Annotated in this window: 12 protein-coding genes; 5 read left to right on the top strand and 7 right to left on the bottom strand. The window is 58.1% G+C overall.

The genetic code is table 11. The features are described from left to right. Positions 1-13 precede the first annotated feature (13 nt). Positions 14-2,773, top strand: a complete 2,760-nt coding sequence (locus B3C38_RS11965) for a carboxypeptidase regulatory-like domain-containing protein (protein WP_022332965.1) — start codon at positions 14-16, stop codon at positions 2,771-2,773. 27 nt (positions 2,774-2,800) lie between these two features. Continuing rightward, on the top strand, positions 2,801-3,820 hold the full coding sequence (locus tag B3C38_RS11960; protein ID WP_022332964.1) for a DUF5689 domain-containing protein: 1,020 nt from the start codon (positions 2,801-2,803) through the stop codon (positions 3,818-3,820). A gap of 134 nt (positions 3,821-3,954) precedes the next feature. On the opposite strand, the gene B3C38_RS11955 is transcribed toward B3C38_RS11960, so the two are convergent. From B3C38_RS11955 to B3C38_RS11935, 5 genes are all read right to left on the bottom strand, one after another. Continuing rightward, a complete protein-coding gene (locus B3C38_RS11955; protein ID WP_130064971.1) occupies positions 3,955-6,012 on the bottom strand; it encodes an LTA synthase family protein in 2,058 nt (685 codons plus the stop codon). Between the two features lie 112 nt (positions 6,013-6,124). Then, entirely contained in the window at positions 6,125-8,938 is a 2,814-nt protein-coding gene (locus B3C38_RS11950) for a M16 family metallopeptidase (RefSeq protein WP_022332962.1), read from the bottom strand. 40 nt (positions 8,939-8,978) lie between these two features. Beyond that, a complete protein-coding gene (locus B3C38_RS11945) occupies positions 8,979-9,203 on the bottom strand; it encodes a helix-turn-helix domain-containing protein (RefSeq protein ID WP_055203307.1) in 225 nt (74 codons plus the stop codon). Positions 9,204-9,259: 56 nt separating this feature from the next. Beyond that, entirely contained in the window at positions 9,260-9,949 is a 690-nt protein-coding gene (locus B3C38_RS11940) for a DUF2975 domain-containing protein (RefSeq protein ID WP_022332960.1), read from the bottom strand. A 145-nt stretch (positions 9,950-10,094) separates the two neighbouring features. Next, on the bottom strand, positions 10,095-10,265 hold the full coding sequence (locus B3C38_RS11935; RefSeq protein ID WP_229107370.1) for a hypothetical protein: 171 nt from the start codon (positions 10,263-10,265) through the stop codon (positions 10,095-10,097). 168 nt (positions 10,266-10,433) lie between these two features. Between B3C38_RS11935 and B3C38_RS11930 the strand changes: the two genes are divergently transcribed. The 3 genes from B3C38_RS11930 to B3C38_RS11920 all read left to right on the top strand — a co-directional run bounded on the left by B3C38_RS11930 (position 10,434) and on the right by B3C38_RS11920 (position 13,263). After that, on the top strand, positions 10,434-11,162 hold the full coding sequence (locus B3C38_RS11930; protein ID WP_286727228.1) for an acyl-[acyl-carrier-protein] thioesterase: 729 nt from the start codon (positions 10,434-10,436) through the stop codon (positions 11,160-11,162). Between the two features lie 72 nt (positions 11,163-11,234). Continuing rightward, on the top strand, positions 11,235-11,771 hold the full coding sequence (locus B3C38_RS11925) for a ferritin-like domain-containing protein (protein WP_022332956.1): 537 nt from the start codon (positions 11,235-11,237) through the stop codon (positions 11,769-11,771). Positions 11,772-12,126: 355 nt separating this feature from the next. Further along, complete coding sequence (locus tag B3C38_RS11920) at positions 12,127-13,263, top strand: glycosyltransferase (protein ID WP_286727227.1); 1,137 nt, start codon at positions 12,127-12,129, stop codon at positions 13,261-13,263. 112 nt (positions 13,264-13,375) lie between these two features. On the opposite strand, the gene B3C38_RS11915 is transcribed toward B3C38_RS11920, so the two are convergent. Then, the gene (locus B3C38_RS11915; RefSeq protein ID WP_286727226.1) at positions 13,376-14,764 is read right to left on the bottom strand and encodes an MFS transporter; all 1,389 of its coding nucleotides are present in this window, start codon (positions 14,762-14,764) and stop codon (positions 13,376-13,378) included. A gap of 22 nt (positions 14,765-14,786) precedes the next feature. Continuing rightward, entirely contained in the window at positions 14,787-16,775 is a 1,989-nt protein-coding gene (locus tag B3C38_RS11910; RefSeq protein WP_286727225.1) for a tetratricopeptide repeat protein, read from the bottom strand. Positions 16,776-16,814 lie beyond the last annotated feature (39 nt).

The following is a 16,814-nucleotide window of genomic DNA, read 5'->3' as shown; positions in this document are numbered from 1 at the left end:
AGCTACATAGTCTATGAAAGTCAAAATTCTACTGATTTTAGTACTCTCCGTCACCACGCTGACCGCCTTTGCACAGGACGGCGGCGTCAGGGGCAGGGTCGTTTCGCGTGCGGGGCGTGTGGCCCTCGACGGCGTGAAGGTTACGATGACGCCGGGCGACGTGACCGTGATGTCCGATGAGCGGGGTAATTTCCTCATCGAGAATGTCCCTGCGGGCGAATACTCGCTGCAGTTCGAGACCCCCGAGTTCGAACCCCTCTCCATCGCCGTGCGCGTCGGCTCGCAGGTGCGCGACATCAATGCGGTCGTGTTGGTGCCCGACGTACCCCGGCAGATGATCGACGACGCCGTGTTCGCGGAGTTCGACATGGAGACCGTCGACGATGCGCAGGCATTGCCTACGTCGCTCTCGGCCTCCAAGGACATCTTCAACAACATCGCTTCCTACAAGTTCAGCGAGATGCGCTTCAACGTCCGCGGTTATGATTCGCAGTACCAGGACGTCTACATGAACGGCATCCGGCTCAACGACGCCCTCACGGGTTATACGCCCTGGTCGCTGTGGAGCGGCCTGAACGACGCCACACGTAACCAGGAGGTGACGTCAGGTATCGTGGCCTCGGACGTCGGGCTGGGCGGCATCGGCGGTATGACCAACATCATCACCAGCCCGTCGCAGATGCGCAAGGGGTTGCGTGCCAGCCTCGTGAACGGCAATTCGATGTACCGTTTCCGTGCGATGGTCACCTATGCCTCGGGCTATCAGGACAACGGCTGGTCGTATGCCTTTTCGGTTTCGACCCGCCAGGGCGGCAACTCCTATGTCGACGGCGTTTACTACAATGCGTTCGGTTATTTCGCCGCCGTCGAAAAGCAGTTCGGCCAGCGCCACCGCCTGGCGCTGACCCTGTTGGGTGCCCCCACCGAACGCGGTGCGCAGCAGGCCGCCACGCAGGAGGCCTACGACCTGGTAGGCAACAACTATTACAACCCCAACTGGGGCTGGCAGGACGGCAAGAAGCGCAATGCCCGCGTGCGTAATAACCACGAACCCATCGTGATGCTCAACTACACGTTCGACATCTCCGACCGTTCGAAGTTGGAGCTGGCCACGGCGCTGCGCTTCGGCAAGAACGGTTACTCGGCACTGACGTGGCAGAACGGCCCCGACCCGCGCCCCGACTACTACCGTTACCTGCCGAGCTATTTCGCACTCGACAAGAACTATGTCGGTGCCGCATGGCAGCAGGTCTACTGGCAGGCCAACTACCGGGACATCCGCCATTTCGACTGGGAGCAGATGTACCAGACCAACTATAACCAGAACGATCCCCTCGACGAGCAGATCTACGGCCCCGGCCGACGGTCTAACTACATGGTCGAGGAGCGCCATACCGACCAGCTGGACTGGAATCTCGCGGCCAGTTTTTCGCACATCTTCCGCGATGATTCCAGGATCAACGGCGGACTTTCGCTGCGCCGTAACCGTACGGAGTACTACTCGCAGGTGAAAGACCTCCTGGGGGGCGACTATTGGGCCGACATCGACAAATTCGCCGAACGCGATTTCGGTTCGAATACGCAGGCCTACCAGAACAACCTCGACTATTACAACAAGTACGGCCATGCGCATGCCGCCAAGGTGGGCGATAAGTACAGCTACGATTACTATGCCCACGTGCTCAGCACCCGGGCGTGGGCATCGTACGGCTTCAATGTCGGCGGTTTGGGCATCACCGTGGGCGGCGAAGTGGGCTATGCGAAGCTGTGGCGCGAGGGTTTGTGGCGCAAGGGGCTCTTCCCCGACAATTCGAAGGGCGACTCCCGAAAACTGGATTACCTGACCTACAAGGCCAAGGGTAACTTCTCGTACCGCTTCTCCGCGGCGCATGCCGTCGAGGCGAACGTCGTCTACATGCAGGAAGCGCCTGAGTTCCAGTCCTCGTTCGTTTCGCCCCGTACGCGCAACACCACGACACCGGGGCTTTCGGCCGAGCGCGTCCTCGGCGTGGATGCGTCGTACAACCTGCGCTACGGCGATTTCAAGGCGCGCATTTCGGGCTATTATACCCGCATCTACGACCAGTCGAAGGTGATCTCCTATTACGACGACGTGGCCGCCACCTTCACCAATTTCGCCATGAGCGGCATCGACAAGGTGCATTTCGGCCTCGAGGCGGCCGTCTCGATCCCGATCTACCACACGCTCGCCCTGAACGGCGCCGTGAGCTGGGGACAATATACCTACGATTCGAATCCCTATTACCTGCAAACGCAGGACAACAGCGGCGATATCGTCTCCGACGGTTATGTCTACTGGAAGGATTTCCGGGTCGAGAGCACACCCCAGACGGCCGTCAACGTCGGCCTGTCGTGGCGCTCGAACAACAACATCTACCTCTCGGCCGACTTCAACTATTACAACAACATGTATCTCTCGATGAGCCCGATCTACCGTACCGACGCCGTAATCACGGGCGGTATGGCGCCCGGCGACATCGAACACCTGCGACGCCAGGAGAAGTTCGACTCGGCCTATACGCTCAATGCCAGCATCGGCAAGAACTGGTATATCCACCGCAAGTACACGCTGGGATTCAGCCTCGACGTCAAGAACATCCTGAACAATCAGGACATCAAGACCGGCGGCTATGAGCAGACACGCCTCTCGAAAAATACCGAGACCACCGTGACGACCTACCAGGCTTTCGACTCGAAGTATTTTTACATGTTCGGTACGACCTATTACCTCAATCTCTATTTCCGTTTCTGACGGCTGGACGAATAAAACATGAATGCTATGGATAAATTATTCAAATTGTTACTGGCGGCTGCCGCAGCCCTGTTTTTCACAGGCTGTTACAGCGATTACCTGAATCCGGGGCCGGCCAGGGTCTACACCCGCGCCGATTTCGAGGCGAAGGGACTGGAATACATTTCCGTCGGGGAGCTGAAGGCGCGCTTCCGGGCCGAGAATGCGGGTATGAACGACGGTACCGTGGCGTCGTGGACGGTCGATGAGCCGCTGTTCACCTCGGGCAAGGTCATTTCGACCGACCGCTTCGGCAATGTCTACAAGTCGGTATACCTCTACGACGAGGCCTCCGAGTCGGCCATCGAGCTCAAGCTCAATACGGGCAACTACCTGTTCCATCCCGTCGGGCAGATCGTCTACGTCGACCTCGAAGGGCTCGTGCTGGGGAACTACCGCGGCATGGTCAGCATCGGTACGACCTCCTACAATGCGAGCTATTCGAACGACAATATCGAGAGCAAGATTATGCAGGACGAGCACATCTTTTCGGGCGAACAGCAGCCGATGCTGAAGTCCGATACGCTGGTCGTCACGCGCGACAACTACCGGACTGTGCTGTCGGACGACGACCTGGGGCGCCTGGTTCGTTTCGAAGGGGTCGAGAGCCGCTTCGGCACGGCGCCGTGGGGCTATAAGAACACCTTTCCCAATTATTTCGCCAATTCCGTCTCCTACGACGTGAATTCCCCCGGGTGGGAGGATATCGACCAGTGGGCTACCTGGGCGACGATGCGCATGTTGCCCGGTACGAATGCCGACACGTTTTTCTACGGCTCGGCCTGGTTCACCTACGATGCGCAGGCCGCAGGTACCGGCACGAATGCCGCCCCGGGCAACTATGTGGTGCGTACGAGCGGTTACAGCCAGTTCCGCGACAACAAAATCCCCGTATCCGGTTCGGTCGTTGACCTGACGGCCATCTATACCAAGTTTACCAACGGCTCGGGCAATTATGCGACCTACCAGCTGACGCTCAACACCGACCGGGACGTGGTGGTGAAGTGATACCGCCCTCCCCGGGACGAGGCAGTATCCCGATAAGCGTTCATACTCTGTGCGAACCGGGGGCGTATCCGGGAAACGCATACGAAAAAAGGCTGTCTGACAAATCTCAGACAGCCTTTTTCAGATACCGGCACTCAGCGTTTGTTCCACGCGCTCGAAGTCTGGTAATAGCCGATGGCGCGCGAGACCTGTTCGGGGTTTTCCGTTTCCATCGGTTCGAGGTTGTGGGGATTGTCCTCCGTGGGAACGACCCGGTACTGTTCGAAGCGGCGCACGGGCGAAAGGATCGTGAACACGTCGCCCTCGAGGTAGCCCAGATCCTGGTAGGTTGCGATGAACGCGCGGTTGACATAGCCCTCGTCGTAAATGCTGCGGCCGTAGAAATGCGAGTCGTAACTCATGTTGAGCAGCGAAAGCAGGGTAGGCATCAGGTCGATCTGTGAAACGATGCCCCCGACATGCTGCGGCTCGACGAAGCCCGGGGCGTAGATCAGTGCCGGGATATGGTATTTTTCGAGCGGGATTTCCGTGCGGCCCGCGCTCGATGCGCAGTGGTCGGCCGTGATGAGGAAAATCGTATTGGCGAACCAGGGTTGTTTCGACGCTTCGGCGAAGAACCGCCCCAGTGCATAGTCGGTATACATCACGCCTCCGTTGCGCGACTTGGCGTCGTGCGGTATGCTGACCTTCCCGGCCGGGTAGGTGAACGGGCGGTGGTTGCTCACCGTCATGACATGTGCGAAGAACGGCTTGCCGTCGCCGGCGTCTTCGTTGAGCGTGCGGATGACCTTGCGGTAGGCGTCTTCGTCGCATACGCCCCAGATGTTGGCGAAGGTGATCTCCCCGGGCTCGTACTGCCGTTGGTCGACGATCTCATAGCCGTTGCCCGAGAAGAAGGTCTCCATATTGTCGAAATAGCTGTTGCCGCCGTAAAAATATTTCACGGTGTAACCCTTGTCGCGCAGCAGGGCGCCGGTCGAATGCATCCCCGCATTGTTCGGGCGCTTGATGATGCTTTGTCCCGGGCAGGGCGGCAGCGAAAGCGTCACGGCCTCCAGCCCGCGTACCGTGCGGTTACCCGTGGCATAGACGCGGTCGAACGCCAGGCTCCGGTCGTAGAGCGAGTCGAGCACGGGCGTCAGCTGCCTGGTGTTGCCGAAATGCCCCATGAACGAGGCGCTCATGCTCTCGATCGTTATCAGTACGATGTTGCGCCGTATCTCGGGGCCCTCGCTGCGGACGGCATGCAGGTTGTCGCCCGTGCTGCCGTACACACCGTGTACGAACTCCTCGGCCTTGGCTTCGGGCTCGGTGATGTAGAACTGTTCGTAGTCGAGTTCGTTCTTGACGAACGCGTCGTAGAACTTGTAGAGTCCGTTGGCCTGCAATTCGTTCACGTAGACGTTGTCGCTGTCCTGAAACCGGGTATTGAAATGCAGCAGCCAAACCGCCAGCAGCATGGCTGCGATATAGGCCGGCCCGGCGACAGCCTTCCAGCGCCATCCGATCAGCCGGTCGGCCTGCCCCAGGTCGCGGCGGAAAAGGTACCAGGTGATGAGCAGCGTCACTACGATTATCCCGAGCGACATCGGCAGTACGGGGTAGGATTCCATGATGTTGCCCACGACCTCGTTGGTGTAGACCAGGTAATCCACGGCGATGAAGTTGTAGCGGACTCCGAATTCGTTCCAGAAGAAATATTCGCTGATCGCGTTGAAGACGATAGCCCCCACGTAGAGCGTGATGATCAGTGCGAACCATACCGTCGTCCAGTAGCTGCGGAATCCCCGGAAGAAGAGCCGCAGGGCGAACGTCCCGGCCCAGAAGCCGAGGATGCCCGAGGCTACCTGCGGTGCGACGCTGCCGTATTCGTCGAATATCGTGTTGCAGAAGGTCACGTAGCAAAATGCCGCGGCGAGTATTCCGAGGATGATGTAGCCCCACGGTTTGCAGTATTTTGTCTCCGAGACGCTCATCATGAAGAGCCACAGGAAGCCGAAGCCGATCGTTGCGGCACAAAGGTCGTTCACGGCGCCCAGCAGGAATACCTGGCACCACTCGCCCGGTGAAAAACCGAGGTCGCTGGTCTGCCCGTTGAAGAGCAGCACGATGCGGAGTACGAGCCCCGCGACGATCGTCAGAATGGATATTTTAAGATAGAGGCCTGAGACCAGGTTGAGACTACGAGACATGGGATGGCAGCACTTTGGTTTAAAATTTTTGCAAAGGTAATATTTTTACCTCCTGTTGCAAACAAAAAGGCAGCCGTTTTCACGGCTACCTTTCATTCTGTCGGATGGGGGCTTATTTCGCCTCTTCCTTTGCGGGGCGCATGATGACTTTCACGAGGTTACCGTCGGAAAGCACCTTCTTGGCCATGGCCTGTACGTCGGCGTCGGTCAGCGTCTTGAGCACCTCTTCGTAATCGGCCAGGTAGTCGAGCCCCGAGCCGTATTTGCTGTTGAGGTAGTTCATCCAGCTGGCATTCTGTTCGAGGCTGTTTTTCCAGCTCTTGAGCATGAACTCGCGGTTTTTCTCGATGTCTTCGCTCTTGGGGCCGTTGGCGGCGATCTCTTCGATCTCCTTCATTACGATCTCGCGCAGCTCGTCGGCCATCTCCTCGTTGGTGTCGAACGAAATGGTCATGTTGTAGGTCTCGCTCGGGATGTATTCCGTCGAACCGGATACTTGTACGCCGTACGTGCCGCCCTTCTCCTCGCGGATCGAAACCAGGTAGCGCGAGTTGAGCGCCTGCGTCAGGAACGACAGGGCAGCCTTGTTCTTGAGCGTGTAGGGCATCTCGCCGGAGAACATGTAACGTACCGAAACCTTGGGTTGTTGCATCGAGGCCGTGAAGTCCTCGGTCACCTCGCCCTTCACGGGATCGCATTTGTCGTCCGCGAACGTCATCGGTTTCTTCGAGGTCGGGATCGAGCCGATATATTTTTCAACGAGCGGTTTGAGCGTTTCGAGGTCTACGTTGCCCACGAACTTGAATACGAAGCTGTTGGCATCCGGATAGAGTTTCTTGTAGATGGCCGGCAGCGCCTCGAAGCTGAACTTGTCGATGATCTCGGTCGAAACCATCTGGCGGCGCGGGTTGTTGCCGTATGCCACGTCGATGAACTTGTCTTCCATCAGGTAGTCGGGGTTTGACTTGACGTTCTCCAACTGTGCGCGCAGCATCTTCATGAGCGTGTTGTAGTCGTTCTCGTCGAAACGCGGCTGCGTGAAGTTGAGGTAGAGCAACTGGAACATCGTCTCCAGGTCTTTGGGCGAGCATACGCCGTTCATGGCGCTGGCGTAGTTCTCCACCGAAGGCTGAACCGACGCCGATTTGCCCGAAAGCTGTTTCTTGAGGTCGGTGGCCGAGAATTTGCCTACGCCCGACATCGAGTTGAAGGCGGGCATCATCTCGCCCATGTAGAACTCCTCGTCCGAGAGGATCGACAGGCCGCCCTTGGCCAGGGCGCTCATGCGAACCTCGTCGGCTTTGTAGGTCGTGGGCTTCACGATGACCTTCACTCCGTTGGCCAGCGTCCATTCCGTCGTGCCGTACTCGGCGTTCTGCGCGGTCTTCTTCACGGGCGAACCTTCCAGAGTAGTTCCTTCGGGGATCAGCGGTTCCTTGACCGTGTTGTCCTCGTATGCCTCGATCTCGGCTGCGGCGACCTTGTCGCGGATGGCGAGAATCTCCTCGGTCGTCGGATTTACGACACCCTCCTTTTCAGGTGCCGTGATGACGATCACCTGGTTGTTGGGGTAGATCGCCTGCTGTGCGAATGCGTTGACCGCCTCGACGTTGAGCGCCTTGATCAGCATGCTGTCCAACTGCCATTCGGTTTCGGCGTCGGGCATGGGCGTATTCTGCTGGTAGTTATCCAGGTAGGTCTGTACGAACTCGGCGTTGCGGCGGTCGTTGCGGTTCGTGTACGAACGCTCGGCGCGGCGCATCAGGTCGTTCTGTGCACGCTCGAATTCGCCCTGCGTGAAGCCGTGGCGGCGCACCTTCTCCATCTCCGTGTAGAGGGCTTCGAAACCCTGCGCCAGTTTGCCATCCTGCGTCATGGCGACGAAAATCGTGGCCTCGAGCGTCGGGATTACGCCGATGCTGCCCGAGTTCATGCCTGCGCCCAGGAACGGGGCGTCGGGCTGCATCGAAATCTCCTGCAGACGGGCATTCTCCATCGTGGTCATGTAAGCCTGTACCACGTCGAGCATCTCGCCGTATACCAGGTTGTTGTACTGCTCGGGTACGGCCGGGCGCTTTACGAAGACCTGCACGCGCGAACCCTGCATTTCGGGGTCGGTGTAGATGCTGACGATCGGCTCTTCGTTGTCGGGCACCGTGATCACCTCTTTCTGTGCGGCATCGGCGGCGGGGGCCGGAATATCGCTCATCAGCGTTTTGAGCTTGTTTTCGACGGCATCGACGTCGATGTCACCCACGATCACGACCGCCTGATAGTCGGGGCGGTACCATGTGTTGTAGAAATCCTCCAGTTCCTTGTGCTGGAAGCCTTTCAGCCCGTCGAGATAGCCGATCAGGTTGCGGTGCTCGTATTTCGTGCCCTTGCCCAGCGCCTGGAGCATCTTCATGGTCGAACGCCACGAAGCGTTGTCGCGGGTGCGGAGCTCCTCCATGATCACGCCGCGCTCCGAGTCGATCTCCTCGGGCTGGAGGGCGATGAAGTGCGACCAGTCGTGCAGGATCAGCAGCGCACTGTCGATGATGCCCTCGCGTGAGGTCGGGACGTCTTTCATCATGTACGAAGTCATGTCCCAGCTGGTGCCGGCGTTGAGGTTGGCGCCGAATTTCACGCCTACCTTCTCCAGGTATTCGATCATCTGCTTGCCGGGGAGGTTTTTCGTGCCGTTGAAGGCCATGTGCTCGAGGAAGTGGGCGAGGCCCTGCTGCGCGTCGTTCTCCTGGATGGCTCCCACGTCGTGCAGGATGTGGAAATCCGCCTGTCCTTTCGGCTTTTCGTTGTGGCGGATGTAATAGGTCATTCCGTTTTCGAGTTTACCCGTCCGGACATCCTTGTCCGCCGGGATCGGCTCCATCGGGTTGAGCTGGGCCATTGCGCTCGTCATTGCGAAGGCGGCTGCAACCAGCATTGTTAATTTTTTCATAATCGATCGTATTAGGGTTTTTGTGTTATTCTTTTTCTGCGGGCAGGTCGGGGCGGTATTCGATGATGTCCCCCGGCTGGCAGTCGAGCTCGCGGCAGATCGCTTCGAGCGTCGAGAACCGGATGGCCTTCGCTTTCCCGTTCTTGAGTATCGAGAGGTTGGCGGGCGTAATATCCACCCGTTCGGCCAGTTCGCCGAGTGACATCTTGCGCTTGGCCATCATGACGTCTATATTGATTATTATAGCCATAATGTCGTCCCCCCCCCTTTAATTGTCTGTATCGTTGCCATGCTATGTTACTTATTTTAGATAGTCAGTTTCTGTTCTTCGCTCAGTTGCGTCCCGAGGGAAAGCACCTCGGCCATGAAGAGGAACAAAATACCGACGATCACATTCCAGTAGCTCAGCGGAAATGTCCCCACGACCTCGAAAGAGGTGCCTTCGAGCAGTCGTGCCGCCTCGGTGTTGCTGATGTATTTCATCAGAGCCTCGCTTAGTTCCGCTACGAGGATCAGGATGCCGATGGCGCGCGTACGCAGTATATTGCTGTGGCGCAGCGGCTGTTCGTCGCGGATCGACTTGCGGAGCGAATTGATGATCAGGGCTATCAGCACGAGGATCGTCAGGTACGAGAGGCCCGTTATCACCATCAGCAGGTAGCAGTAGACATTGTTGCCCATCACCTTGAACGCGTTGCCGAGCGTGTAGGCCTCGTCCACCTGTACGCGCAGGTCTATCCGGCTGATTGTCGGTTCGATGCTGGCCGGGAGCCCCTCGATCACGACCGGCTCGGCGGCCTTGCGCACTACCGGGGCGGAGACGTAATAGGAGCGTATGCCGCCTTGCGGGATCTCGATCTCCAGCGTGTCCTGCGCATCGCGCCATCCGCGCGAGAAATCCGGGACGAAGCTCGCTGCGAAACCTACGATCAGCGCCGCGAAGTAGATGATGTAGATCAGCAGTAAATGCCTGTGCAGTCTTTTTTTGTTCTGCATGCTTGTTCGTTTTTGAGTTTCGATAGTGCAAAATTAGTATTTATTTTCGAAAAAAAAACAATATTTATCGTTTTTCGATAAAATAATTGGTCGCGGATAAAAAAGGACGGCACCAGCGCCGTCCTTCGCCTGCTGTGGCGCGTATTTATTCCACGTTGTCTTTCAGTTGTTTCCAGAACGAGGCTTCGATGGCCATTGCGATCGAAGCGGCCAGCACGAAGAGTACGAACATCACGACGAAGGTGATGAAGGCGATAGTCGTCCCTATGTTTAGGTAGGGTATCCAGATAGTTACCAGCCACAGGGTCACTGCCACGACGATCGGGGGGCGTTCTTGACGCCGATTTCGATCGAATCCTTCAGGGTTTCCGCGAAGTCGAGTTTCTTCATTTCCATAACTAACGCTTTTATTGAGGGTTAATGTTCAACCAAATATACGAAAAATTCTTATCTTTGCCGCCATGCAACGCTAAATATCAATTACATGGGAGAAAAATCGCATTATAATTACCGTGTCGAACCGCAGGATGTGGATTTCACGCTCCGGGCCACGATCCCGTCGCTGGGCTCGGCGATCCTCAATACGGCGGGCATCGACGCCCACGGCAAGGGTTTCGGGGTCGACGCCCTCAATGCCGACAACCATTCGTGGGTGCTCTCGCGCATGGCCGTGGAATTCGACTGCCAGCCAGGGCAGTATACCGACTATACGATCGCCACGTGGATCAACGAATACGGGCGGGTGCTCTCGACGCGTAATTTCACGCTGACCGACGCCGCGGGCAACGAATTCGGCCGTGCGGTGACGCAGTGGGCGATGATTGATCTGAAGAGCCGTTCGGCGCTTGACCTGTCGTGGGTGGGAGACGCCCATGCCGAAGCCATCGTCGATGCCCCTTCGCCGACCGACAAGCCGCGCAAGATCCGCGATGTCAACCCGGCGCAGACGGTCATGCACAAGGTCGTTTACAGCGACATCGACTTTAACCGCCATGTCAATACGATGCGCTATATAGAAATGATGATCGACATGCTGCCCCTGGAAATGCTGATGCAGGAGGCGCCCGTGCGGTTGGACATCCATTTCCTGCGCGAATGCCGTTACGGGCAGACGCTTGCCGTCGGTTACGAACAACGCGGCCGTACGGCGCTGTTCGAGATACGCAGCGATGCCGATACGGTGGCGGTACGTGCCTCTATCGAGTGGAAATAGGCCTGCGGGGAATGTCCTGTCGGCACTCCGTGGAACGGGTTTTGCAGGTAGGGCTGCAAAACCTTTTTCATTATGGAAACCGCAGTCAAAACACAGAACAAGTATCAGGTGAGCATCGACCTGCTGAACGATGCCGTAGGTAAGGAGATCGCCACATCGCTCCAGTACATGTATTTCCACACCCATTTCGAAGACGACCGCTATCAGTACCTTTCGAAGATCATGCGCGAGATCTCGATCGCCGAGATGCGCCATATCGAGGAGTTCTCCGACCGCATCATGTTCCTGCAGGGCGACGTCGACATGAACGCCTCGTTCCGTACCAAGCAGGTGACCGACGCCAAGGAGATGCTCCGCCTGGCCATGCAGTTGGAGCAGAGCACGATCGACTCCTATAACGAGGCGTCGCGCATCGCCGCCGAACACAAGGACGCCGTGACGCACAAGATGTTCCAGGACATTATCGTCGAGGAGGAGGAACACCTCGATACCTTCCGCACCGAGTTGCAGCATATGCTCGACTACGGCGAGGAGTACCTGGCGCTGCAGTCCGCAGCGGGCAGCAAGCATACCGCCAAGAGTTTCAAACATACTGACGACGGCGAATAACCGTCCCTGGCCCGAGTCTGCGGGGTGCCGTTCGCGGCGCCCCGTTTTTTGTGCGGGCTTTTCCCGGTGAATCCCGTCCGGCAGGCTCTTCGCTGTGCGTTCTTCCCGCCGGACACTTGCCGCCATGCTTTCCCGGCCGGTTTTTCTCCGTGTGTTTTTCCTCCGGGCTCTTTGCTGTGTCTTTTTACGGAGCCTCGTCCCGGCCGGGAACCAGGCCGGGGCGGGTGCCGGACTGCCGGGATCTTCCCGTTATGCCCCTGCGCATGGAATCGCGGTGGCGCGAAAAGTTTGCCCTGTCCGTATATTTACGGCAAAAGAGACAGCCGTTTGCGCTATCTTTTCCTATATTTGCCGTATGAAGATTACGATTTTAGGCCCTGCGCACCCGTACCGGGGCGGACTGGCTTCGATCATGGAAATCATGGCCCGCACCTTTCAGCGGCGTGGGAACGAGGTAGACATAAAGACTTTCACGCTGCAATACCCTTCGCTGCTCTTCCCGGGCAAGAGCCAGACCGTATCCACGCCGCCGCCGGCCGATCTGCACATCTGCCGGTGCGTCAATACGGTCAACCCTTTCAACTGGGTGCGTATCGGTCGCCGGATATGCCGCGAACGTCCCGATTTCGTGCTGATGAAATACTGGACGCCCTTCATGGCACCCTGTTTCGGTACCATTGCCCGTTTCGCCCGCCGCAACGGCCATACGAAGGTGCTCTGCCAGATCGACAACGTCGAACCCCACGAGCACCACCTGACCGACAAACCCTTCAACCGTTATTACCTGGGTGTTGTGGACGGGTTCGTCTACATGTCCGAGCAGGTGCACGGCGAACTGAAGGCATACAGCGATGCCCCGGCGCTGTTTTCCCCGCATCCGCTTTTCGAGAACTTCGGGGAGCGGGTCGCCCGCAACGAGGCTTGTGTACGGCTGGGGCTGGATCCGACGGTCGATTACGTGCTTTTCTTCGGGCTGATCCGCGACTACAAAGGGCTCGACCTGCTGCTCGACGCCTGGGCGGGGTTGCGTCGCCGGGGGCTTGCCGCGGGGCGCAGGCTGATCGTCGCCGGGGAATTTTACACCCCCAAGGAGCGTTACCTGCGGCAGATTGCCGACAACGGCCTGCAGGACGAGGTGATCCTCCACGACCGGTTCATTCCCGACGAACAGGTGAAATATTACTTCTCGGCTGTGGATTTCGTCGTCCAGCCCTATAAGACCGCGACGCAGAGCGGCGTGACGCAGATCGCCTACCAGTTCTGCGTGCCGATGGTCGTCACCGACGTCGGCGGTCTTTCGGAGATCGTGCCCGACGGTCGCGTAGGGTATGTCTGCGAGCCTACAGTGCAGGGCGTGGCCGATGCCATTGCGCGGATGTACGACGGGGATACGATCGAACGCTTCCGCCTGAACTGCATCGAGGAGCGCAAACGCTTCTCGTGGGAGGAGATGTGCACGCGCATCGCCGAGTTGTACGAAATGGTACGCTGATTCCGGATCGCGTGGCTGGGATTTTCCCCGAACCCTTGCCTCCGGAAAATTACAAAGGGCTGCCGTGCATTGCACGGCAGCCCTTCCGCTTCATTTATTCGTCGTAGTTTGGCTACTTCTTTATATTGGGCAGTTCGAGCCCGTAGTTCTTTTTCCGGTCTTCCGCCTTGAGCCACAGTCCCAGGAGCATTGCCGCGATGCCGCAGCTGGCGAAAATCACCATCGGGAGCGTATAGTTGTAGGCCGTGCCGTCCACATGCCCCGGGTTACTGAATTTGAGGGCGTAGCCGATGACTGCCGGGAAGAGGCAGAGGCCGATGTTCTGGATCCAGAAGATCAGCGAGTAGGCCGAACCCAGGTAGCGGGTCTCCATGATCTTGGGAACCGAGGGCCACAGCGCTGCGGGTACCAGCGAGAACGAGATTCCCAGGATGATGATGGCGCCGTAAGCGATGAGCGTACTCGGATAGGCCGGGAGCACGAAGGCGAAGATCAGGTGACATACCGTCATCAGGACGGCTCCGAAGATCAGCATCGTGGCGCCCTTGCCCTTGTGGTCGAGGTAGCTGCCCAGCAGCGGCGTGATGGCCGCGGCGCCCATCGGGAACCAGCGGAAGATGTCGGCGGCCGTTTGTGCTGTGACCCCGAGGTTGCTTTCCAGCATGTTCGTGGCGAAGCGCTGGAAGGGGAAGATCGCCGAATAGTAGAGCACGCAGAGTATGGCTACGATCCAGAATACCTTGCTGCTGAATATCTTGCCCAGGTCGCTGATGCGGAATTCCTCTTCGGAACTGTTGTTGCCGCGGGAATCCAGCCCGAGCTGTTTGTCCAGCTTGCGATCCATGATGGTGAATACCGTGTAGGTGAGCAGTCCGATCAGCAGCAGCAGGGTACAAAATGCCACCGGGCGCACGACCGTTGCGGGAGCCATGTTGGCGAGCCACGGCGAGATGGAGAAAACGGCGAAGACACCCACACGGGCAATGGCCATTTCCAGCCCCATTGCGAGGGCCATTTCCTTGCCTTCGAACCACTTGGCGATCGTCTTCGAAACGGTGATGCCGGCCATCTCCATACCGCATCCGAATATCATGAACCCGAGCGATGCGAGTTTGGCACTGGCCGGGAACGATACCCACCAGCTATTGAGCCAAGCCTCGGCGCCAGTGCCGATGAAGGCGTCGCTCACGCCGTAATATTTGATGCAGGCGCCGATAAACATCAGGGATGCCGAGAGCATTCCCGTGAAGCGCACACCCATTTTGTCGAGGATGATACCTGCCAGGATCAGGAATCCGAAGACATTGAAGATGAACTCCGAACTTCCGTACATGCCGAACACGTCGGGCGTCCAGCCGCGCTGTGCCTCGATCATGCTCTGCAGGGGCGACATCATGTCCACGAACATGTAGCCGAAGAACATCGTCAGTGCGATCAGGATGAGCGCCGTCCACCGCACCCAGGCCGAGTCGTTGAGTTTCCGTTGGATAATTTCCGTCATAATTATTTGTTTTTGAGTTAGCTTACTTTTCTAACGGCGCGTATCGTTTCAGCACCTCGTAAGCCTCGACGATACCCAGCTCGCCGGCCTTCGAAATGTCGAGACACCCTTTGCGCGTGTCCTTCATGAATATCTGTATGATGCCGCGGTTGTAATATGCCTCGGCGAAATTGGGGTTCTGTTCGATGGCCTTCGAGTAATCCTCGAACGCTTCGGGCAGGCTTCCCGACAGGGCCTTGAGGTTGGCGCGGTTGTAATAGCTGTACGCCAGGTCGGGGAAGAGCTTGATGGCCTTGTTCAGGTCGGCCACCGCCTCGTCGTAACTGTACGTGCGCTTGCTGTTGTTGTTCAGCCGGTTGGCCGGATCCGAGTCGATCGTGATGCGCTGGTAGGAGTTGTCGATCGACGAGATGAAGTCGATCATCTCGGCGCGCGTCGTCGAGCGGTTCAGGTAGAGGAACGGGTTGCTCGGATTCTGCTCGATGGCCGCTGAGAAGGTATTTACAGCATTGGTATACTGCTTGATGAGCGACTGCGTGACACCCCGTTCGAAGAGCACCGTCCACGATGCCCGATCCGACTTGAGCTCCTCGACGTATTGCTTGTCGAGCATCACCAGCGTGTCGGCCGGGATATTGCTTTCGCGCCACGAAAGGGTGAGGTATTCGTTGTCCACCCGTTTCCTGAAGTCCTCGACGCGCTGTACGTGGTAGCGTCCCACGGTCGGCACGGTGTCGGGACGCATCAGCGTGAACTTGAACAGCGGCAGCAGGCGCATCTCCTCGTGGCCGCCGTTGTGGCCCGTGATGCGGTCGAAGCTGCCGCCCGAGAATTTGCTGTCGAACGACAACAGGCGATCGAAACGCTGCGTCGTGTCGGCATAGATCGAGTAGGTGCTGTCGCTCAGGCGGGAGCGGTACTCCGCAATCTTCTTCTGGGCCGTGTCGCGGTCTTTCTTCGCGCCCTGCGGGTCGCGCAGCAGTTCGCGCAGACGGCCGCGGTAAATATAGGCGTTGGCGAAATCGGGGTAGAGCTTGATGGCCGAGGAGTAGTCGTCTATCGCCTTCTCCAGTTCGCCCAGCTGGGCATAGACCCCTGCGCGGTTGTAGTAGACCAGCACGTTGTTGGGCGAATAGAGCGCCACCTTGTCGTAGTCGTCCAGCGCACGGTTGTAGTCGCCGATCTGCGTGCGCAGCATGGCACGGTTGAAGTAGGTCAGCGAATTGGTCGAATCTAGCTGGATCACCTTGTCGAAATCCGCGAGGGCCAGCATCGGACGGTTGGTGTCCGAGTAGACCAGTGCGCGGTTGAAATACGAAAGCAGGTAGGCCGAATCGCATTCGATGGCCTTGTTGAAATCGGCTTCGGCTTCCGCAAAGCGTTTCTGCTCCATGTAGAGTCCGCCGCGGCGGTTGTATCCGCCGGGGTTCTCGCGGTTCGTGCGGATGGCGGTGTTGAAATTGTCGTAGGCGCGTACCGTATCCTTCAGGTGCAGGTAGCTCAGGCCCCGGCAGATGAAGGCGTCGGCGACTTTGTTCTCCTGGCGGATGAACTTGTCGAAATCGTCGATGGCCTCCTTGAACTGCTGGTTCAGCAGCCGTGTCACGCCGCGGCTGTAATAGGGGCCCGGCAGATCCGGGCGCAGGTCGATCGCCTCGCGGAAGTCCTGCAGGGCGTCATCGTAATTACCCAGCCGCGAACGCGTGATCGCGCGGTAGGTATAGGCTTGTGTGTATACGGGGTTGAGCCGGATGGCGGTCGAGAAATCGGCCTCGGCGCCCAGCAGGTCGTCGAGGTTGTATTTGGCGATGCCGCGCAGGAAATAGCCTTCGAAGGCATCCTCGTCGAACCGCAGCAGGGTGTTGAGCGTCCGGATGGCCTCCTGGTAGTCGTTGTTCATCATGCACGAACGTCCCACCCAGAAGAAATATTCCCGGTTGTACTGCGCATACGATTCCTTCCCGCACATCAGTGCGATGCCCAGTGCGATCCCGAGGATGTATTTTTTCAATTTCCGACTCACTTGTCCCATTAACGTCCTTTTCGGGCG

It is taken from the genome of Alistipes sp. UBA1686, from assembly GCF_002320215.1.
Taxonomy (GTDB): domain Bacteria; phylum Bacteroidota; class Bacteroidia; order Bacteroidales; family Rikenellaceae; genus Alistipes; species Alistipes onderdonkii.
The sequence above is the reverse complement of the archived record's forward strand: the minus strand, read 5'-3'. Positions and strand labels throughout refer to the sequence as shown.